This is a genomic window from Mycolicibacterium komossense, from assembly GCF_025822605.1.
Classification (GTDB): Bacteria; Actinomycetota; Actinomycetes; order Mycobacteriales; family Mycobacteriaceae; genus Mycobacterium; species Mycobacterium komossense.
Genome location: NZ_JACKTY010000033.1, coordinates 184,700 through 203,712 on the forward strand (window position 1 = coordinate 184,700; position 19,013 = coordinate 203,712).

Sequence of the window (19,013 nt, forward strand, 5' to 3'; positions counted from 1 at the left end):
CGTGTGATTTCACGCGCAGCGGCGCGGCAGAAGCGACCGGCACCACCTTCGGGGTCCCCGAAACTGCGCGCTGACGCCGCGCTCAACCGGGACCGGATCCTCGACGCGGCCGCCACCCTGTTCGCCGACCGCGGCATCTCCGTCCCGCTGGAAGAGGTCGCCCGGCAGGCTGGAGTCGGGGTGGCCACGCTCTACCGGCGGTTTCCGGCCCGCGCCGACCTTGCCGCCGCCATCTTCGAGCGCAACATCTCCCGCTATACCGACGCCGTCGACCGTGCCGTTGCGGATCCGCAGGCCGGTAACGGGTTTGGTGAGCTGGTCATCGAGCTGTGCCGCCTGCAGGCCGCCGACGCCGGTCTGCGGGAACTGCTCACCACCGCGTTTCCGGCCAGCAGCGTCATTGAACGCACCGTTGCGGAATCCGCCGAGAAACTCCGGGAACTGATCGCGCGCGGACAGCGCGAAGGCAGCCTGCGTCCGGACCTGGCAGTCGCCGACGTCGGGGTGATGCTGCTGGCCAACGCAGGTGTGGTGGGCGCGACGGCGGGCTCGGCACCCGAGGCGTGGCGCCGGTTCGCGGCACTGATTGTCGACGCCTGCAGTACGGCGCCGTCGAGCGGTCCGCTACCTCCTGCGCCGCCGGAGGACCGGCTGCGTCGTTCGATAGCCAACCTGCCGGCCTGAACCCATTACCCGGTACCCGCGTTCCCAGGTACCGTTGGCGCCATGACTGACACGCAGCCGGTGCACACCCGCGCGCTGATCATCGGCTCTGGTTTCTCCGGCCTCGGCATGGCGATTGCGCTGCAGAAGCAGGGCTTCGGCGCTGAAGATTTCGTCATCCTGGAGAAGGCCGACGAGATCGGCGGAACCTGGCGCGACAACATCTATCCCGGGTGCGCCTGCGATATCCCGTCGCATATGTACTCGTTCTCGTTCGAGCCCAAGCCGGACTGGCGGCACATGTGGTCGTTCCAGCCGGAGATCTTCGACTATCTCAAGGGCGTGACCGACAAATACCGGCTGCGGCCCCACATCCGATTCGGCTCGCATGTGGATCGCGCGCACTGGGATGCCGAGGAGATGCGCTGGCATGTGTTCACCAAAGACGGTCGCGAATTCGTGGCGCAGTTCCTGGTCTCCGGCGCGGGGGGATTGCATATACCGCTGATCCCGGAAATCCCCGGTGCGGGCGAATTTGCCGGTGTGGCATTCCATTCCGCGCAGTGGGACCCGACGGTCGACATCGCGGGCAAGCGCGTCGCGGTGATCGGAACCGGGGCCAGCGCGATCCAGATCGTGCCCGAGATCGTGCGCGATGTCGCGCAGCTGCAGCTTTATCAGCGCACCCCGGCGTGGGTTATGCCGCGGCCGAACAACCCCATCCCGGAACGGCTGCGGCAGATCTTCACCCGGGTGCCCGGAACCCGCGCGCTGATGCGCGCGGGGATCTACTGGATCCACGAGAGCGTCGGCTTCGCGATGACCCGCCAACCCCGACTGCTGACCATCGGCGAATGGCTGGGCAAGTGGAACATCCGGCGCAGCATCAAGGATCCCGAACTGCGCCGCAAGCTCACCCCCGACTATCGGGCCGGTTGCAAGCGAATCCTGAACTCCGACAAGTACTACCGTGGGATCGCCAACCCCAAGACCGAGGTGATCACCGATCGGATCGAGCGGTTCACCGCTGACGGGATCGTCACCGCCGATGGAGTTGAGCGTCCCGTCGACGTGGTGGTCTTCGCCACCGGGTTCCACGTCACCGATTCCTACACATACGTCGACATCAAGGGGCCCGACGGCGAGGACCTCGTCGACCGGTGGAACCGCGAAGGCATCGCGGCGCTGCGGGGGATTGCCGTCGCGGGCGTGCCGAACCTGTTCTTCTTGCTGGGCCCGAACACGGCGCTCGGTCACAACTCGGTGGTCTTCATGATCGAATCGCAGATCCGCTACATCGCCCAGGCGATCGCCGCCGTGGACCGCGCGGGCGTGCAGGCACTGAGCCCGACCCGGGCCGCGCAGGACCGCTACAACGCCGAACTGCAGGAGCAGCTCGGCGGCACGGTGTGGAGTACCGGTGGCTGCCAGAGCTGGTACCTCGACGAGCACGGGGTGAACCGCACCCTGTGGAGCGGGATGACGTGGCAGTACTGGCTGGCCACCCGGTCGCTGGATGTCACCGAATACCAGCTTCTCGGCTCGGGTGCGAACGCCGGCTGACAAACTCGGGCGACACAACGTGTTGTGTTGCGGCGTCTCGTCGCCCCCCAGTTGTAGTGTTGCGGACACTAGCTCGACAATCACATTTCGCACAGTTAAAGGGGTTCCCGGTGTCCGATGGAATGAAGCTGATCGACCGCGTATCGGCCATCAACTGGAACCGCCTGCAGGACGATAAAGACGCCGAGGTGTGGGACCGGCTGACCGGCAATTTCTGGTTACCGGAGAAGGTCCCGGTGTCCAACGACATCCCGTCGTGGGGCACGCTGACCGCCCACGAGAAGCAGCTCACCATGCGGGTGTTCACCGGACTGACGCTGCTGGACACCATCCAGGGCACCGTCGGTGCCGTAAGCCTCATCCCCGATGCTCTGACGCCGCACGAGGAAGCCGTCTACACCAACATCGCGTTCATGGAGTCGGTGCACGCCAAGAGCTACAGCAACATCTTCTCGACGTTGTGCTCGACGGTCGAGATCGACGAGGCCTTCCGCTGGTCGGAGGAGAACGTCAACCTACAGCGCAAAGCCGAGATCGTGATGAACTTCTACAAGGGCGACGATCCGCTCAAGCGCAAGGTGGCCTCGACGCTGCTGGAGAGCTTCCTGTTCTACTCCGGCTTCTATCTGCCGATGTACTGGAGCAGCCGGGCCAAGCTGACCAACACCGCCGACATGATCCGGCTGATCATCCGCGACGAAGCCGTCCACGGCTACTACATCGGCTACAAGTTCCAGAAGGGGCTGGCGCTGGCGGATGAAGTTCGCCAGGCCGAGCTCAAGGACTACACCTATGACCTTCTCTACGAGCTCTACGAGAACGAGGCGGAGTACACCCAGGACCTCTACGACGAGGTCGGCCTGACCGAGGACGTCAAAAAGTTCCTGCGCTACAACGCCAACAAGGCGCTGATGAACCTCGGCTATGAGGCGCTCTTCCCGAAAGAGGAGACCGACGTCAACCCGGCGATCCTGTCGGCGCTGTCACCGAACGCCGACGAGAACCATGACTTCTTCTCGGGCTCCGGTTCGAGCTACGTCATCGGCAAGGCCGTCAACACCGAAGACGAGGACTGGGAGTTCTAGAGCTCTGCTGCCGAAGACGACGAACGGGCGCAAATACCAAGGTATTTCGCGCCCGTTCGGTCGTCTTGGCAAGAGCCCTCAGACCCGTTCGTGGGTGTCTTCCATGACGGTGCGCCCGATCTCGGCGTAGACCGCCGGCTTGGCCGAACGCAGCCATAAGGCATAGCCGAGCCCGATCACGAACGCCGCCAGGATCATGTACGGCGCCACCTTGAAGACGTCCGACTTCGCGGCCAGCCCGGCCGCGAACTCCCGGTTGTCCCACAGCAGCCACACCACGTAGATCATCGCCACTCCGCCGATCAGCGGGCAGATCAGTGTGGTGATCACGTTGCCGCGGTGCGTCTTTCGCACCCAGAAGTACCAGATCACCGCGGCCGAGCAGATGGCCTGGACGAGCAGGATGGCGGCAGTGCCGATCAGGGCCAGCAGGCCGTAGATGTTGACGTACGGCACCAGTGCCGGGGTGTCGACGGGTGTGCCGTTGGCATCAGGCACCTGCACCGCGGTGAAGAACGCGAACGCCAGCACGATCAGCAGCGTGATCACGCTCTGGATCGTCGAGGCGATGTAGGGCGAACCGTGCTTGGGATGAGTGTTGCCGATGGTGTTCTTCACCTTGTCCGACGGGATCTCGCGACCCAGGGCGAACAGATAGCGCGACGCGGCGTTGTGGAATGCCAGGGCGCAGGCGAAGGAACCGATCACCAATAGGGCCTTGTAGATATCCAGGAGTACGCCGCCCAGGTTGCTCTGCACGAGGTTGAAGAAGAGGTCCAGCGGAGAGGCGCTGATCGACGCCTCCACCGAGGTTTTCGCGCCGTTGCCTGCGATGACCATCGCCGAGATGAAGGTGTAGAAGAGGCCCAGACCGACCACCGCGATGATGGTGGCCCGCGGGATGATCTTCTTCGGGTTGCGGGATTCCTCGCCGTAGACCGCGGTGGTCTCGAAACCCACCCACGACCAGAAGGCGAAGAACAGGCCGATGGCCATCGAGCCGGCCGCGGCCGCCGTGCCGAACGCTCCCGCCGGCAGACTCTCGAACGCATTGTTCAGCAGCACAGTCTGATTCAGCATGAACCCGTCGGGGCCGCCGCCTTTGAAGATCACGGTGAACGCCAGCGCGAAGAGGATGAGCACTTCTGCGGTCAGGGTGACACCGAGGATGGCCGCCGTCAGGCTGATGTCGAAGTAGCACAGCAGCGCGATGGCCACGATCGCGACGATGGCGATCACCAGCCAGGGGATGTTCACCTTGAAGATCGTGTTGAGGGCGTCATTGGCGAAGTACGCGCAGCCGCCGATCAAGGATCCTTCGAAGACGACGTAGGCGAAGGTGGCCAGCACGCCGCTGGCCATTCCCCAGACCTGGCCCAGGCCATGCGAGATGAATCCGTAGAAGGCCCCGGTGGTGGTGATGTGCCTGGCCATCGCGACATAGCCCAGCGCGAACAGGGTCAGGATGATCGTGGCGAAAAGGAACCCGGCGGGGGCGCCGAGACCGTTGCCGAACCCGACCGCGATGGGCACGTTGCCCGTCATCGCTGTGATCGGTGCGGCGTTGGCCACCGCCATGAATATGACGGCGACGATTCCGATCGACCCCTTTTTCAGCCCGGATGGGCCGGTAGGCGTATCGGTTTCGGCTGCGGATTCAGTGGGCACCGCGGGCCTCCTCTATCAGATGGGCAGCTGAAGTACCCGCGGCGCTGCGGTTCTCGTGTGAGCGTCGCACTGTTGGCGGGGGTCGACAACTCGAAAGCGCTGTTTGGTGGCGGTGAACCACCGGTGAATGGCCGGAGAACTGTGCGACAGCCAGTGGCGCCCGCGCCGCGAAGTGCGGAGACTTGGCGGCGTGACGACGACTTCTTCGCTCCTGGGACGCGTGCTGAACTGGCTACGAGCCGGCTACCCCGAGGGTGTCCCCGGCGAGGACCGGGTTCCGCTGCTGGCGCTGCTGCGGGCGACCCCGCTGACCGAGGACCAGATCAAGGAGATCGTCCGGAACATCACCGCACCGGACTCGCTCGCAGTGGCCGACGGCGAGATCACCAAGGACGAGATCGAGGAATTCATCTCCCAGGTGACCCATCATGACGCCGGGCCGGAGAACACGAACCGGGTCGCGGCCAAGCTCGCCGCCGCGGGTTGGCCGCTGGCCGGCATCGCCGATCCGACCGCCTGACCACACTTCTCGGAAACGCCAGCGGCGGCTGTCCGACTGGGACGGCCGCCGCTGTGCGTTGCGCAGAGGTCTAACTGAGATGTCTAGATGGTGGCGGCGTCGATGACGAACCGGTACCGCACGTCGCTGGAGAGCACGCGCTCGTAAGCCTCGTTGACATAGGACGCGTCGATAACCTCGATCTCGGGTGTGACGTCATGCTTGGCGCAGAAGTCGAGCATCTCCTGGGTTTCCGGGATGCCGCCGATCATCGAGCCGGCCAGGCTGCGACGGTAGACGCCCAGCGGGAAGAACGGAACTTCCATCGGCTTCTCGGGTGCGCCGACTTCCACGAGCGTGCCGTCGGTGGCGAGCAGGTTGAGGTAGGCCGCCAGATTCAGGTTCGCCGACACCGTGTTGATGATCAGGTCGAACGTGCCGGCCAGTTTGGTGAAGGTATCCGGGTCGCTGGTGGCGTAGTACTCGTCAGCGCCCAGGCGCAGGCCGTCTTCCATCTTCTTGAGCGACTGGCTGAGCACGGTCACCGAAGCACCCATCGCGTGTGCGATCTTGACGCCCATGTGGCCAAGGCCGCCGAGGCCGACGATGGCGACCTTCTTGCCGGGGCCCGCACCCCAGTGATTCAGCGGGGAGAACAGGGTGATCCCCGCGCACAGCAGGGGAGCGGCCTTGTCCAGCGGAATGCTCTCCGGGATCCGCAATACGTAGTTCTCGTCGACAACGATGGCCTGGCTGTAGCCGCCGTAGGTGGGCGTGCCGTCCTTGCCGGTGGCGTTATAGGTGCCCACCATGCCGCCCTCGCCCGTGCAGTACTGCTGCAGGCCGGCCTTGCAGTTATCGCACTCGCGGCAGGAATCGACGAAGCAGCCGACGCCGACATGGTCCCCGACTTTGTACTTGGTGACCTCGGAGCCGACCTCGGTCACGACGCCGGCGATCTCATGGCCTGCAACGACGGGATAGTCGGGAACTCCCCATTCGCCCTTGACGGTGTGGATGTCGGAGTGACAGATGCCGGCGAACTTGATGTCAAATGCCACATCGTGCGGGCCGACGTCGCGGCGCTCGATCGTGGTCTTGGTCAGTGGTGCATCGGCCGAGGTGGCTGCGTAGGCGGAAACGGTGGTCGTCATGTAGTTGCGTGCCCTCTTTGTTTCGGTGTGCGTATGCGTCAGCTAAAAGTCGTAGCGACGTTAACTGTGTGCGGCGCGTCGATGCGCCTCCCGAGCAGTCCCAACGGGTGCCCGCGCCGTTTTAGTTCCAAACGTGCGTGAAGTCTCGGTTACAGACCGCGGGCGCGGCCCCCTCCGGTGAAGCCGACGCGCTCGTAATGCACCAGGCCGGCCTGCGAATACGGGTCCGCGGCCATCAGTTCCTCGGCTGCCTCGGTGCTGATGTCCCCTGTGATGAGCACCCCACCCTGCTGCGACTCCAGGCGGCCGGTCAGGATTAGCCGGCCGGCCTCGATCTCGGCCTGCAACCACTCCATATGGGCGGGCCGCATCTCGGCGATCACATCGGCGGGCTGCTGGTAGGTGATCGTCAGAATGTGGAACACGGCGCGAGACTAGTTGATCGGCGCGTTGAGCCAGCGCAGATCGGCCATCACGCCGCGTGCCGCCACCAGGCCCTGACCTGTCTGCCAGATCTCGTTGTTGACGACGAACACGCGGTTGTCCTTCGTCGCCGACAAAGCACGCCACGCGTCGCTGTCCATCAGGGTCGCCGCGTGTTCTTTGGCGGCGGGGGAGTCGAACGACAGGTAGATGATGTCGCCGTCGGCGGCCGAGAGGTCTGCGGTATCCGACAGCTCGACAAACGGCTTGTCGGTGAACCTTTGCGAGGCGGGACGATCGGCACCGACGGCGGTCAGCACGCTGGCCGGGAAGTTATCGGCACCGTAGACGCGCACGGTGTCGGCGGTCAGTTGCACCACCGAGGCCTGGAAGTGGGCCGCATCGTCGGCGACGCCGGACTGCTTGGCCTGGTCGTCGAAATCGGCGATCAGCCCGTCGGCCGCGGCTGCCCGGCCCGTCGCAGCGCCGACGGCACGCAGGGTGTCCTGCCAGTGCGCGCCGGGAGCCCCGGTGAAGACGGTCGGCGCGATCGCCAGGAACTGGCCGTAATCCTGCGGGGCCAACGCCTGGGAGCCGAGGATCAGATCGGGGTGGGCGGCCGCAATCCCCGCGGTATCCGGTGTACTTCGGGTCCCGACGGGCGCCAGGTTGTGGATCACCGTTCCCAGATAGGACGGCTGGCTCTCGGATCCGTCCGGCAGGGCCGCGGCGACGATCCGGGACTGCAGTCCCAGTGCGCACAGCGCGTCGAGTTGATCGCCGGAGAGGACGACGATGCGCTGCGGGTCGGCCGGAACCTCGATATCGCCGCGTGACGTCCCGCTGCCGACCGGTCGGGTCGGTCCGCCGGGATCGACTGCGGCCGGTTCGGGGGCGCAGGACTCGTCAGGTCTGCGGTCATTGCCCAGCACTCCGGCGCCGGCGATCTTCGTGGTGCTGGTGATCACACTGCTCCCAGAAGCCACGGGTGTTTCGCCGGCCGGCTTCGAACAACTGGTGCACGCCATGATCGCGACCGAGATGACCGCCAAGTTCAGGGAGGCCGCCGCAGCGGCGAGAACGCCTGGTCGTACCCGTCCTAACAGCACGGCCCGACGGTAACACCACGGTGTCGCGATACCGGTCAGCCGACATCTACGACAGATTGTCGGACCCGGGCCGACACGGGGCTGTCCGGGGGATAGGATTCTGGAGAAGTTCCCCGGATTTTGGATGTTTGGAGAAGCTCTTGACTACCGAAGCACCCCCGCTTGGAGAACTCGAGGCCACGCGCCCGTTCAAGGAGCGCATGGGTCCCAAGGGCAATCTGATCTACAAGCTGGTCACCACCACCGATCACAAGTTGATCGGGATGATGTACTGCGTCGCCTGCTTCGCGTTCTTCCTCATCGGCGGCCTGATGGCCCTGCTGATGCGCACCGAACTCGCGGTACCGGGCCTGCAGTTCCTCAGCAACGAACAGTTCAACCAGCTGTTCACCATGCATGGCACGGTGATGCTGCTGTTCTACGCGACGCCCATCGTGTTCGGGTTCGCCAACCTGGTACTCCCGCTGCAGATCGGCGCACCCGACGTCGCGTTCCCGCGGCTCAACGCCTTCTCGTTCTGGTTGTTCCTGTTCGGCGCGCTGATCGCGATCGCCGGGTTCATCACCCCCGGTGGCGCCGCCGACTTCGGCTGGACGGCCTACACCCCGCTGACCGACGCCATCCACTCTCCAGGAGCCGGTGCCGACCTGTGGATCATGGGCCTGGCCGTCGGTGGTCTTGGCACCATTCTCGGCGGCGTCAACATGATCACCACGGTCGTCTGTATGCGCGCCCCCGGCATGACGATGTTCCGGATGCCGATCTTCACCTGGAACATCTTGGTGACCTCGATTCTGGTGCTGCTCGCGTTCCCGCTGCTGACCGCCGCACTGTTCGGCCTGGCCGCCGATCGCCATCTGGGTGCCCACGTGTACGACCCCGCCAACGGCGGAGTCCTGTTGTGGCAGCACCTGTTCTGGTTCTTCGGCCACCCCGAGGTCTACATCATCGCGCTGCCGTTCTTCGGCATCGTCTCCGAGATCTTCCCGGTGTTCAGCCGCAAGCCGATCTTCGGCTACACCACGCTGATCTACGCCACGCTGTCCATCGCCGCGCTGTCGGTGGCGGTGTGGGCGCACCACATGTACGCCACGGGCGCCGTGCTGCTGCCGTTCTTCTCGTTCATGACGTTCCTGATCGCCGTGCCGACCGGGATCAAGTTCTTCAACTGGATCGGGACGATGTGGAAGGGGCAGTTGACATTCGAGACACCGATGTTGTTCTCGGTGGGCTTCCTGGTCACCTTCCTGCTCGGTGGCCTGTCCGGCGTGCTGCTGGCCAGCCCGCCGATCGACTTCCACGTCACCGACAGTTACTTCGTTATCGCGCACTTCCACTACGTCCTCTTCGGCACCATCGTGTTCGCCACCTACGCGGGCATCTACTTCTGGTTCCCGAAAATGACCGGCCGGCTGCTCGACGAGCGGCTGGGCAAGCTGCACTTCTGGCTAACCTTCATCGGCTTCCACACCACCTTCCTGGTGCAGCACTGGCTGGGCGATGAGGGCATGCCACGGCGCTACGCCGATTACCTGCCCACCGACGGTTTCACCACACTGAACATCATCTCCACCGTTGGCGCGTTCATCCTCGGTGTCTCCACCGTGCCGTTCCTCTGGAACGTGTTCAAGAGCTGGCGCTACGGCGAGGTCGTCACGGTTGATGATCCGTGGGGCTACGGCAACTCCCTGGAGTGGGCCACCAGCTGCCCGCCGCCGCGGCACAACTTCACCGAGCTGCCCCGAATCCGTTCCGAGCGTCCCGCTTTCGAGCTGCACTACCCCCACATGGTGGAGCGGATGCGGGCCGAGGCGCACATCGGTGGCGGCAAGCACCCGCCGCACGGTGACGTCACCGAACGCGACGACGCGAGCGTCCGTACCTGACGATTGGTGGACCGACGGCGGTGAACCCATCAAAGGTGTCGGTGTTGATCACCGTCACCGGTGTCGATCAGCCAGGCGTGACTTCGGCTCTCTTCGAGGTGCTTTCGCGCCACAGAGTCGAGCTGCTCAACGTCGAACAGGTCGTCATCCGGGGACGGCTCACTCTCGGAGTGCTGGTGCTCTGCGCCCGAGAAGTGGGCGACAGCCTCGACTTTCACGAAGCGGTCCGGGCCGCGGTTTCCCGGGTCGGCATGGACGTCACGATCGAGCGGAGTTACGACTCGGCGATCCTTCGTGAACCGTCGACGCACACCCTGGTGGTTTTGGGCCGCCCGATCACGGCGCAGGCGTTCGGCGTGCTCGCCAGGGAGGCCGCCGCACTCGGGGTCAACTTCGACACCATCCGCGGGGTCTCCGATTATCCGGTCACCGGGCTGGAGCTGCGGGTTTCGGTGCCGCCCGGCATGGGTGCCCAGCTGCAAACCGTGCTGGCCAGGGTCGCCGCCGAAGAGGGTGTCGACCTGGCGCTGGAGGATTACAGCCTGTCGCGACGTGCCAAGCGGCTCATCGTTTTCGACGTGGACTCCACTCTGATCCAGGGTGAGGTCATCGAGATGCTCGCGGCGAGGGCCGGCGCCGAGGCCAAGGTCGCCCAGATCACCGAGGCAGCGATGAGGGGCGAGCTCGATTTCGCCGACTCGCTGCGGGAGCGGGTCGCGACGCTCGCCGGTCTGCCGGCCGAGGTGCTCGACGATGTCGCCGAGCAGCTCGAACTGACCGCGGGGGCGCGGACCACGCTGCGGACGCTCCGCCGGCTCGGGTACTACTGCGGAGTGGTTTCCGGCGGCTTTCGTCAGGTCATCGATCCGCTCGCCCATGAGCTGAAACTGGACTTCGTCGCGGCCAACGAACTCGAGATCGTCGACGGCAAGCTGACCGGTCGGGTGGTCGGACAGATCATCGATCGTCCTGGAAAAGCCAAGGCGTTGCGGGATTTCGCGAACGAGGTCGGCGTTCCGATGGAACAGACCGTCGCAGTCGGCGACGGCGCGAACGATATCGACATGCTGGCCGCGGCCGGACTTGGGGTGGCCTTCAATGCCAAGCCTGCGCTGCGGGAGGTCGCCGACGCCTCGCTGAGCCATCCGTACCTCGACACCGTGCTGTTCATCCTCGGAGTAACCCGCGGTGAGATCGAGGCAGCCGATGCCGTCGACGGTCTGCTGCGGCGGGTCGATATTCCGCCGGACTAAGTGCGCTAGATGACCACGTGCCCGGGCTGCGAGGGGGCACCGCCGGTCACCGAATGCCAAGCGCGGGCGAGCAATTCGATGGCACCGCGCAGCTGGTCCGCGGGTAGCGTGTAGGGCACCCGGATGTAGCGTTCGAGGGTGCCGTCCACTCCGAACCGCGGTCCCGGCGGCAGGTCGACCCCGAGGCGTGAGGCCGCTGCCGAGAGCGCGGAACTCATCGGGGCGGGTAACCGTATCCACAACGCCAGGCCGCCGGCCGGCCAGTGGCCGCTGCCCACCGGGCGCCAATCGGGCAGCTGTTCGGCGAGCAGTGCCGTCACCAACGTTCGGCCCGCTCTCACTATCTCCCTGCGCTCGGGTAACACGGTGTCTTCCATCGCGAGGAGCTTTGCCGCGGAGAGCTGTTCGAGGATCGGAGTGCCGAGGTCGATCGACGGGCGCACAGCCGCGAGCGTTGCCAGCGTCGACTTCTCGGCGCGGATCCAGCCGATGCGCAGCCCACCCCAGAACGACTTGGACATCGATCCGATGGTCAGCACCAGATCGTGGCGGTTGGTCATTGACGCGGCCAGCGGCGGGGGAACCGGTTCGTCGATCCACATGTCGACCATCGTCTCGTCCACAATGGTGCGAGTTCTGGTCTCGGCGATGATCTGCGCCAACCGGTTCCGGCTCGGCGCGGGCATCGTCAGGCCGACGGGATTGTGGTTGTCGGGCATCAAGTAGGCGAGGTTCGGGGCCAGCTGGCGCATGGCGAACTGGAACGCATCGAGATCCCAGACATCCTCGGTCGCTTCGGGATTGAGCGCCACCGGGACGGGACGGGCGCCGGCGGTGGCGATCGCCGCCAGGGCGCCGTGAAAGGTCGGCTGCTCGACCAGCACCCGATCACCGGGCTGGATGAAGGTGGTCAGGATGAGGCCGATTGCCTGCAGTGCGCCGCTGGTGACCATGATCTCGTCGGGGGTGGTCGGCAGACCGCGCCGGCAGTACCGGCGTGCGATCGCTTCCCGCAGTGGGGCGACGCCTGCGAGTTCCAAGCCCGGTCCGTTCAGATAGGGGGCCACTTCGTTGGCTGCTGCACTGACCGCTTCCAGGACAGCGGCCGCCGGCGCTGCCATGGCGGCTGCTGCCAGGTTCACTCCTGCGCCCGCGGGCACCAGAGCCGGCGCTGCGGGTGGCGGGGCCACGGGCAGGGCCGTGATGCTGCGGGCACCAGGCCGGGAATGCAGATAGCCGTCGTCGCCGAGCTGGGTGTAAGCCGAGGTGACAGTGGTGCGGGAGACGTGCAGGGCGTCGGCCAGGACGCGCTCGCTGGGTAGCTGTGCCCCGACCGGTAGTCGGCCGTCGATGATGAGTAGTCGAATGCCGTCGGCCAGGCCGCGATAGACCGGGCCGGAGCCACCGGCTGTCCGCCAGTTGCCCAGTTCGCGTGCCAGTCGATCCGGATCGAGTTTGCGGGGAAGTGCAGGAGCCACCATTCAAGCCAGTATTCGCCAACTGGCTATTGATGGCAAGGCCAGTTCGGATGATTATCGAGACATGAACACAAACTGGCTACGGAGACTGGCCCGTTCTCTGCGGGACGCGCTGGCAAGCCTGCGGTCGACCGACATGTACTTCGACGATGCCGACAGCCGCCGGATGCGCAGCGACCTCGACGCCATCCGGGCACGTTTCCAGGATCACGCGTGAAGACCAGGGCCCCCACAGTTGCGGTCAGTCGGAGCCTCGCATTGCTGATCGGTCTCGTCGGATACGGCTTCTCGATGGCACTGATGGTCCGCGCCGGCCTCGGGCTCGACCCGTGGGACGTGTTTCATCAGGGACTGTCCCGCCATACCGGGATGACGATCGGAGTGGCGTCGGCCGTGGTCGGCGTCGCGGTGCTGCTGGCCTGGATCCCGCTGCGCAACCGGCCCGGTATCGGAACCATCGCCAACGTCATCGTCATCGCCGTCACCGTCGACGCTTCACTGGCAGTCCTGCCGACACCGTCGGCGCTGCCCGTCCGGGTGGCGATGATGCTCGGAGCGGTCCTACTCAACGCGATCAGCACGGTCCTCTACATCGGCGCCGGTCTGGGGCCGGGACCGCGTGACGGTCTGATGACCGGGCTGGTGGCCCGGACCGGACTGTCGGTGCGCTTGGTTCGTACCTCGATCGAAGCAACGGTGCTGCTGACGGGCTGGCTGCTCGGCGGCGCGGTCGGGGTGGGCACGGTTGTCTACGCGTTGGGGATCGGTCCACTGGTGCAGCTGGTGTTGCGTCTCACACCGCAAGCGGTACTCGCCCGTAGTGGCTGGGCGTTCACGGATACCACCCTGACTACCATGAGCGAGTGCCCGAACCCGGCCCCGAGTCGAGACGACAATCCGAAGAAGCGCCAACCGACCCAGACCTGCTGATCGATTTCCGGAAGGTCTCGCTACGGCGGGGCGGCCAGGTCCTGGTCGGCCCGATCACCTGGCAGGTCGAGCTCGACGAACGATGGGTGGTCATCGGGCCCAACGGCGCTGGTAAGACATCGCTGCTGCGGATTGCCGCTGCCATGGAGTACCCGTCGTCGGGCCGGGCGTACGTCCTTGGCGAACGGCTGGGCCGCGTCGACATGTCCGAACTTCGCTCACGGGTGGGCCTCAGCAGTTCGGCGCTGTCGCAGCGGATCCCCGACGACGAGGTGGTGCGTGATCTCGTCGTCTCCGCCGGATACGCGGTGCTGGGCCGGTGGCGCGAGCACTATGAAGACGTCGACTACGAACAAGCCGTCGACATGCTGGAGAGCCTCGGCGCCGAACACCTGGCCGCACGCACGTACGGAACGCTGTCCGAGGGTGAACGCAAAAGGGTGCTCATCGCACGGTCGCTGATGACCGACCCCGAACTGCTGCTGCTCGACGAGCCCGCCGCCGGCCTCGATCTCGGTGGCCGTGAGGAACTCGTGTCGCGCCTGGCCGACCTGGCCGCCGATCCCGATGCACCGGCAACCGTCCTCGTCACCCATCACGTCGAGGAGATCCCGCCCGGCTTCAGCCATTGCCTGATGCTCTCGGAAGGCAAGATCGTCGCGGCCGGGCTGCTGACCGAGGTGTTGACCTCCGAGAACCTCTCGAAGGCTTTTGGGCAGTCGATCACACTCGATGTGCTCGACGGCCGCTACTTCGCGCGGCGGGTCCGCAGCCGCGCCGCGCACAGGAGGCGAGCATGACCGAAACACCACTACAGCCTCGACCGGCCGCCACGGTGATGCTGGTGCGGGACACGGAGCCTGGCCTCGACGGAAAAATTGAGGTCTTCTTGATGCGACGGCACCGCGCGATGGAGTTCGTCGGCGGGGTGATCGTGTTCCCCGGGGGCGGTGTCGACGACCGCGACCGCAATGCCGATATCGACTGGTACGGGCCGCCGCCGTCCTGGTGGGCGCAGCGCCTCGGTGTCGACGAAGAGCTGGCGCTGGCCCTGGTATGTGCCGCTGCGCGTGAGACTTTCGAGGAATCGGGTGTGTTGTTCGCCGGTCCGTCGGCTGACCCCGAGACCGTCGTCGGCGACGCCGGCAGGTACCGCGAGGCGCGGCTGGCGCTGGCCGACAACACGCTGTCGTTCGGCGACTTCCTCCGCCAGGAGAAGTTGGTGCTGCGCGCAGATCTGTTGCGGCCGTGGGCGAACTGGGTGACACCGGAGGAGGAGCGCACCCGCCGCTACGACACGTACTTCTTCGTCGGGGCGCTGCCTGAAGGTCAACGCGCCGACGGCGACAACACCGAATCGGACAAAGCCGGCTGGGCCACACCCGAGGAGGCGCTGGCCGACTTCGAGGCCAACCGCTCCTTTCTGCTGCCGCCGACCTGGACCCAACTCGACTCACTGGCCGGCCGGACCGTCGCCGAGGTGCTGGCCGTGGAGCGGCAGATCACCGCGGTGCAACCCCATCTTGTGGTGGCCGACGGCAATTGGGAGATCGAGTTCTTCGACAGCGCTCGCTACAACGCCGCGCGGGCGGGGCGGGCGCCATGACGTCCAGCGCCGGCGAGTTCATCAGCGTGCACACCGGTGACGAACATCCCGGGGTCGGCACCGTACTGATTTCGCGTCCGCCGACCAACGCGCTGACCCGGCAGGCGTATCGCGAGCTGGCCGCTGCCGCCGCAGAGGTGGGCAGCCGCGACGACATCGCGGCGGTGGTCCTGTTCGGCGGCCACGAGATCTTCTCGGCAGGTGACGACGTACCCGAGCTGCGCACCCTCAGCGACCGGGAGGCCGACCGCGGGGCCGCCGTCCGGCACGATGCCATCGAGGCCGTCGCGGCGATCCCCAAGCCGACGGTGGCCGCCATCACCGGATACGCGCTGGGGTCCGGGCTGACTCTCGCGCTCGCCGCCGACTGGCGCATCGGCGGGGACAACGTCAAGGTCGGGGCCACCGAGATCCTGGCCGGCCTGATCCCCGGCGGCGGCGGGATGGCGCGCCTGGCCCGAAGCATCGGCATCAGCCGGACCAAGGACCTCGTCTACAGCGGTCGATTCGTCGACGCGAGGGAGGCCTTGGCGCTGGGTCTGCTCGACGAGATGGTGGCCCCGGATCACGTCTACGACTCCGCGGTGGCCTGGGCGCAGCGTTTCGTCGCGGGTCCGCAGGAAGCACTGGCCGCGGCAAAGGCTGTCATCGACGGCACCTTCGAGAAGGGCAAGGGCGCCAGGTCCAAGAGCATCGCCGACGAGCGGCGTCGCTACGTCGAGGTGTTCGCCGCCAGCCAGGCCGACCTCGAGACGGGTTAGGCTGCCCTCCATGACGAGCACGCACGAGGGGGAGATTCCCGTCCCCAATCCCCACGCGACCGCCGAACAAGTCGAAGCCGCCCGCCACGACACCAAGCTCGCGCAGGTGCTGTACCACGACTGGGAGGCCGAATCCTACGACGACAAGTGGTCGATTTCCTATGACCAGCGTTGTATCGACTACGCCCGCGGCCGCTTCGACGCCATCGTGCCCGACGACGTGCAGCGCGAATTGCCCTATGACCGGGCCCTTGAGCTGGGCTGTGGCACCGGGTTCTTCTTGCTCAACCTGATCCAGGCCGGAGTGGCCCGCCGCGGCTCGGTCACCGACCTGTCCCCGGGCATGGTCAAGGTGGCCACCCGCAACGGCACGTCCCTCGGACTCGATGTCGACGGCCGGGTCGCCGACGCCGAGGGCATCCCGTACGACGACAACACGTTCGATCTGGTCGTCGGGCATGCCGTGCTGCATCACATTCCCGATGTCGAGCTGTCGCTGCGCGAGGTCGTGCGGGTGCTCAAGCCAGGCGGGCGGTTCGTGTTCGCCGGTGAGCCCACGACGGTCGGCAACGCGTATGCGCGCAGGCTGGCGGACCTGACCTGGAAGACCACCGTGCGGGCGATGAAGCTGCCCGGGCTGAGCAGCTGGCGCCGCTCACAGGAGGAGCTCGACGAGAACTCCCGCGCGGCCGCCCTGGAGTGGATCGTCGACCTGCACACCTTCGACCCGGTCGATCTGGAGAAGATGGCCACCAGCGCAGGCGCTGTCGAGGTCGAAACCGCCAGCGAGGAGTTCACCGCAGCGATGTTGGGCTGGCCCGTGCGCACCTTCGAGTCGACGGTGCCGCCGGGCAAGCTGGGCTGGGGGTGGGCCAAGTTCGCTTTCGGCGGCTGGACCACGCTGAGCTGGGTCGACGCCAACGTCTGGCGCCACGTCGTACCCAAGGGCTGGTTCTACAACGTCATGGTCACCGGAGTTAAACCCGACCCATCCCCCCTTACTTCGTTCGACCGCGCCGGATCCTAAATTTTCGACCTGGAGACGGTCGGCTACCTGACCTCGGAGCAGGGCGGCGCCGCGCTTGCCGATATCGCGGCGCTGCCGCTGACCGACCGGGTCGCCGATATCAGCGCGGTCCGCGCGCGCTACGGCTTGCGGGCGCCGGCGCTGGTCGAGACGACGCTGCTGCGCCGTAAGGCAGCCGCCAAGCTCGTCGACGCCGGCGGTTGGCTGTTCACCGACGAGGCGCTGCAACAGGCGACCGCCACAGCCGTCGCCGAGCACCGGGCACAGCGGTTGTCCGGTCGCGATGTGCACGACGCCACCTGTTCGATCGGTACCGAGCTCGGGGCGCTGCGCGTCACCGCGGCCTCGGTCGTCGGCAGTGACCTCGACCCCGTCCGGCTGAAGATGGCGCAGCACAACCTGGCCGGCACGGTCGCTGTCTGTCGCGCCGACGCGCTGGCCCCGATCACCCGCGACACCGTGGTGATCGCCGACCCGGCGCGGCGCAGCGGTGGCCGCAGGCGGTTCGATCCGCGCGACTACACGCCCGCCCTCGATGACGTCCTTGCTGTCTATCGGGGCCGCGATCTGGTGGTGAAATGCGCGCCGGGCATCGACTTCGGCGCCCTGGGTGCGCTGGGCTTCCACGGTGAGATCGAGCTGACGTCGTTGCAGGGTTCGGTTCGGGAAGCATGTCTGTGGTCGGGTGGGTTGGCGCATGCCGGTGTGGCGCGGCGGGCCACGCTGCTCGACCGCGGCGAACAGCTCACTGACGCCGAACCCGACGACTGCGGCGTCGGGCCGGCCGGGCGCTGGATCGTCGATCCCGACGGCGCCGTCGTGCGGGCGGGGTTGGTGCGGCACTACGCCGCACGACACGGGCTGTGGCAGCTCGACCCCGACATTGCGTACCTGTCGGGCGACCAGCTGCCGCCCGGGGTGCGTGGGTTCGAGGTGCTCGACCAGTTGGCCTTCAGCGAAAAGCGGCTACGCCAAGCGCTTTTGGGCTTCGACGTCGGTGTGCTGGAAATCCTGGTGCGCGGTGTCGACGTGGACCCGGACGCTCTGCGCCGTCGTTTGAAACTGACCGGCACCCAGGGGTGTTCGGTGGTCATCACCCGGATCGGCACCGGGTCCGCTGCGCGGGCTTGCGCATTCGTCTGCCGAGCGTCGCGCTGATCCGGGTACTCTGGCAGCAACGGCGCCGGTGCCGTCAAAGGCCAGCAAGGACACCAGATATGCGCATCGTGTTTGCGGCCGTGACGCTGGCCGGCGCACTACTTCTCGGCTCACCCGCCGTGGCGGCTGCCCAGCCGATGTGTACCGATTTCGGGGGCACTCTCGGGCCCGACCAGATGTGTGATGTGCACGTCTCGAACGCCACCTACATGCTGGACATGAATTTCCCGGTCGACTACCCCGACGAGGGTCCGCTGACCGCGTACCTGACCCAGACTCGGGATGGTTTCGTCACCGTCGCAAATATGCCGGGCTCGACCGGCCTACCGTATGCGCTGGATGTCACCTCGTCTCGCTTCACCGCCGGCGCCGCTCCCGGCGGCACCAGTTCGGTGGTGCTCGAGGTGTATCAGAATGTCGGCGGGGCGCGTCCGTCCACCTGGTACCAGTCGTTCAACTACGACCTGCTCAAGAAGGCTCCCATCACGTTCGACACGCTGTTCCTGCCCGGCTCGCAACCGCTGAACGTCATCTTCCCGCTGGTGCAGCAGGACCTGGAGAAGCAGTCGGGGATGTCCGATCCCGTTCCGGTCGGGGACGGGATGAATCCGGAGAACTACCAGAATTTCGCGCTCACCGACGACGCCGTGACGTTCTTCTTCAGTCAGGGTGAACTGATGGCGGGAGCCGCCGGGGCCACCAAGGTGTCGATACCTCGGACGGCGTTGGCGGCGGTGCTGGCGCCCTGAG

At 66.2% G+C, this 19,013-nt stretch carries 19 protein-coding genes; 14 read left to right on the forward strand and 5 right to left on the reverse strand.

Annotated features, from left to right (window positions below; genetic code table 11):
- Window positions 1-3: 3 nt before the first annotated feature.
- The 3 genes from H7J73_RS21435 to nrdF all read left to right on the forward strand — a co-directional run bounded on the left by H7J73_RS21435 (window position 4) and on the right by nrdF (window position 3,311).
- On the forward strand, window positions 4-684 hold the full coding sequence (locus H7J73_RS21435) for a TetR/AcrR family transcriptional regulator (RefSeq protein ID WP_264069685.1): 681 nt from the start codon (window positions 4-6) through the stop codon (window positions 682-684).
- 42 nt (window positions 685-726) lie between these two features.
- A complete protein-coding gene (locus H7J73_RS21440; RefSeq protein ID WP_264069686.1) occupies window positions 727-2,226 on the forward strand; it encodes a flavin-containing monooxygenase in 1,500 nt (499 codons plus the stop codon).
- A 122-nt stretch (window positions 2,227-2,348) separates the two neighbouring features.
- Window positions 2,349-3,311: a class 1b ribonucleoside-diphosphate reductase subunit beta gene (nrdF, locus tag H7J73_RS21445; RefSeq protein ID WP_276031598.1), complete on the forward strand. Its 963-nt coding sequence runs from the start codon at window positions 2,349-2,351 to the stop codon at window positions 3,309-3,311.
- 78 nt (window positions 3,312-3,389) lie between these two features.
- Here nrdF and H7J73_RS21450 read toward each other — a convergent pair whose 3' ends face one another.
- Window positions 3,390-4,979 carry an APC family permease gene (locus H7J73_RS21450; RefSeq protein ID WP_264069688.1) on the reverse strand — a complete coding sequence of 530 codons (1,590 nt, stop codon included), beginning with the start codon at window positions 4,977-4,979 and terminating at the stop codon, window positions 3,390-3,392.
- Window positions 4,980-5,169: 190 nt separating this feature from the next.
- Here H7J73_RS21450 and H7J73_RS21455 point away from each other — a divergent pair, with 190 nt between their 5' ends.
- Window positions 5,170-5,499, forward strand: coding sequence for a DUF3349 domain-containing protein (locus tag H7J73_RS21455; RefSeq protein WP_264069690.1), 330 nt, complete (start codon window positions 5,170-5,172; stop codon window positions 5,497-5,499).
- Window positions 5,500-5,582: 83 nt separating this feature from the next.
- Here H7J73_RS21455 and H7J73_RS21460 read toward each other — a convergent pair whose 3' ends face one another.
- From H7J73_RS21460 to H7J73_RS21470, 3 genes are all read right to left on the reverse strand, one after another.
- Window positions 5,583-6,632 (reverse strand): NAD(P)-dependent alcohol dehydrogenase, encoded by a 1,050-nt coding sequence (locus H7J73_RS21460; RefSeq protein WP_264069691.1) that lies wholly within the window; start codon window positions 6,630-6,632, stop codon window positions 5,583-5,585.
- Between the two features lie 149 nt (window positions 6,633-6,781).
- Window positions 6,782-7,057 (reverse strand): YciI family protein, encoded by a 276-nt coding sequence (locus tag H7J73_RS21465; protein ID WP_264069692.1) that lies wholly within the window; start codon window positions 7,055-7,057, stop codon window positions 6,782-6,784.
- Between the two features lie 9 nt (window positions 7,058-7,066).
- On the reverse strand, window positions 7,067-8,164 hold the full coding sequence (locus H7J73_RS21470) for an iron-siderophore ABC transporter substrate-binding protein (RefSeq protein ID WP_264069693.1): 1,098 nt from the start codon (window positions 8,162-8,164) through the stop codon (window positions 7,067-7,069).
- A gap of 140 nt (window positions 8,165-8,304) precedes the next feature.
- Here H7J73_RS21470 and ctaD point away from each other — a divergent pair, with 140 nt between their 5' ends.
- Together ctaD and serB are read left to right on the forward strand one after the other, a co-directional pair.
- A complete protein-coding gene (ctaD, locus tag H7J73_RS21475) occupies window positions 8,305-10,050 on the forward strand; it encodes an aa3-type cytochrome oxidase subunit I (RefSeq protein ID WP_264069694.1) in 1,746 nt (581 codons plus the stop codon).
- A gap of 20 nt (window positions 10,051-10,070) precedes the next feature.
- Window positions 10,071-11,303: a phosphoserine phosphatase SerB gene (serB, locus tag H7J73_RS21480; RefSeq protein WP_264069695.1), complete on the forward strand. Its 1,233-nt coding sequence runs from the start codon at window positions 10,071-10,073 to the stop codon at window positions 11,301-11,303.
- A 5-nt stretch (window positions 11,304-11,308) separates the two neighbouring features.
- On the opposite strand, the gene yczR is transcribed toward serB, so the two are convergent.
- Complete coding sequence (gene yczR / locus H7J73_RS21485; RefSeq protein WP_264069696.1) at window positions 11,309-12,784, reverse strand: MocR-like transcription factor YczR; 1,476 nt, start codon at window positions 12,782-12,784, stop codon at window positions 11,309-11,311.
- 61 nt (window positions 12,785-12,845) lie between these two features.
- Between yczR and H7J73_RS21490 the strand changes: the two genes are divergently transcribed.
- From H7J73_RS21490 to H7J73_RS21525, 8 genes are all read left to right on the forward strand, one after another.
- Window positions 12,846-12,998 (forward strand): hypothetical protein, encoded by a 153-nt coding sequence (locus H7J73_RS21490; protein WP_264069697.1) that lies wholly within the window; start codon window positions 12,846-12,848, stop codon window positions 12,996-12,998.
- 74 nt (window positions 12,999-13,072) lie between these two features.
- Complete coding sequence (gene yczE, locus H7J73_RS21495; RefSeq protein WP_264069914.1) at window positions 13,073-13,711, forward strand: membrane protein YczE; 639 nt, start codon at window positions 13,073-13,075, stop codon at window positions 13,709-13,711.
- Window positions 13,645-14,511 (forward strand): ABC transporter ATP-binding protein, encoded by an 867-nt coding sequence (locus H7J73_RS21500; protein ID WP_264069698.1) that lies wholly within the window; start codon window positions 13,645-13,647, stop codon window positions 14,509-14,511. Before yczE ends, H7J73_RS21500 begins: the two co-directional genes overlap by 67 nt.
- Window positions 14,508-15,317, forward strand: coding sequence for an NUDIX hydrolase (locus H7J73_RS21505; RefSeq protein ID WP_264069699.1), 810 nt, complete (start codon window positions 14,508-14,510; stop codon window positions 15,315-15,317). Before H7J73_RS21500 ends, H7J73_RS21505 begins: the two co-directional genes overlap by 4 nt.
- On the forward strand, window positions 15,314-16,078 hold the full coding sequence (locus H7J73_RS21510) for an enoyl-CoA hydratase (protein ID WP_264069700.1): 765 nt from the start codon (window positions 15,314-15,316) through the stop codon (window positions 16,076-16,078). The genes H7J73_RS21505 and H7J73_RS21510 overlap by 4 nt, the downstream gene beginning before the upstream one ends.
- 10 nt (window positions 16,079-16,088) lie before the next feature.
- Window positions 16,089-17,105: a class I SAM-dependent methyltransferase gene (locus H7J73_RS21515; RefSeq protein WP_264069701.1), complete on the forward strand. Its 1,017-nt coding sequence runs from the start codon at window positions 16,089-16,091 to the stop codon at window positions 17,103-17,105.
- Window positions 17,106-18,263, forward strand: a complete 1,158-nt coding sequence (locus tag H7J73_RS21520; protein ID WP_435405561.1) for a THUMP-like domain-containing protein — start codon at window positions 17,106-17,108, stop codon at window positions 18,261-18,263.
- 59 nt (window positions 18,264-18,322) lie between these two features.
- Complete coding sequence (locus tag H7J73_RS21525) at window positions 18,323-19,012, forward strand: esterase (protein WP_264069702.1); 690 nt, start codon at window positions 18,323-18,325, stop codon at window positions 19,010-19,012.
- Window position 19,013 lies beyond the last annotated feature (1 nt).

Excerpts from the sequence above, each read along its gene's own strand:
- nrdF (WP_276031598.1), top strand. The coding sequence starts at position 2,349 with ATGAAGCTGATCGACCGCGTATCGGCCATCAACTGGAACCGCCTGCAG.
- H7J73_RS21505 (WP_264069699.1), top strand. The coding sequence starts at position 14,508 with ATGACCGAAACACCACTACAGCCTCGACCGGCCGCCACGGTGATGCTG.
- H7J73_RS21440 (WP_264069686.1), top strand. The coding sequence starts at position 727 with ATGACTGACACGCAGCCGGTGCACACCCGCGCGCTGATCATCGGCTCT.
- H7J73_RS21515 (WP_264069701.1), top strand. The coding sequence starts at position 16,089 with ATGACGAGCACGCACGAGGGGGAGATTCCCGTCCCCAATCCCCACGCG.
- H7J73_RS21460 (WP_264069691.1), bottom strand. The coding sequence starts at position 6,632 with ATGACGACCACCGTTTCCGCCTACGCAGCCACCTCGGCCGATGCACCA.
- yczR (WP_264069696.1), bottom strand. The coding sequence starts at position 12,784 with ATGGTGGCTCCTGCACTTCCCCGCAAACTCGATCCGGATCGACTGGCA.
- yczE (WP_264069914.1), top strand. The coding sequence starts at position 13,073 with ATGGCACTGATGGTCCGCGCCGGCCTCGGGCTCGACCCGTGGGACGTG.
- H7J73_RS21525 (WP_264069702.1), top strand. The coding sequence starts at position 18,323 with ATGCGCATCGTGTTTGCGGCCGTGACGCTGGCCGGCGCACTACTTCTC.
- H7J73_RS21490 (WP_264069697.1), top strand. The coding sequence starts at position 12,846 with ATGAACACAAACTGGCTACGGAGACTGGCCCGTTCTCTGCGGGACGCG.
- H7J73_RS21510 (WP_264069700.1), top strand. The coding sequence starts at position 15,314 with ATGACGTCCAGCGCCGGCGAGTTCATCAGCGTGCACACCGGTGACGAA.